Genomic DNA, 598 nt, shown 5'->3' on the forward strand with positions numbered 1-598 from the left:
TCTCCTAACGTCGAAAAAGACAGAGGAAAGCTATTTTCTCCTAACGTCGAAAAAGACAGAGGAAAGCTATTTTCTCCTAACGTCGAAAAAGACAGAGGAAAGCTATTTTCTCCTAACGTCGAAAAAGACAGAGGAAAGCTATTTTCTCCTAACGTCGAAAAAGCTTTGGTCCGGTAGTTCAGTTGGTTAGAATGCCTGCCTGTCACGCAGGAGGTCGCGGGTTCGAGTCCCGTCCGGACCGCCATTTACATATATTCACCGAATTGAAGCTCGTTGTAGGAATAGAATATTATTATGGCTCAGTAGCTCAGTCGGTAGAGCACGGTGAATAAGCTACAAGAAAAGGCAGCAGCGTACTCATCGAGCAAAGACTTGAATAAGCTTTCTGAGATGAGGACGAAGGACAACGGAAAGATTTGCTGTAGGAACAGAATATTATTATGGCTCAGTAGCTCAGTCGGTAGAGCACGATGAATAAGCTACAAGAAAAGGCAGCAGCGTACTCATCGAGCAACGACTTGAATAAGCTTTCTGAGATGAGGACGAAGGACAACGGAAAGATTTGCTGTAGGAACAGAATATTATTATGGCTCAGTAG

At 43.8% G+C, this 598-nt stretch carries 1 tRNA gene; it reads left to right on the forward strand.

Annotated elements, in window-relative coordinates:
• The first annotated feature begins 167 nt into the window (after positions 1-167).
• Positions 168-244 (forward strand) — tRNA-Asp (locus tag PZE06_RS25915).
• Positions 245-598: the final 354 nt, after the last annotated feature.

The organism is Robertmurraya sp. DFI.2.37 (assembly GCF_029211245.1).
Lineage (GTDB): Bacteria > Bacillota > Bacilli > Bacillales > Cytobacillaceae > Robertmurraya > Robertmurraya methanolica_A.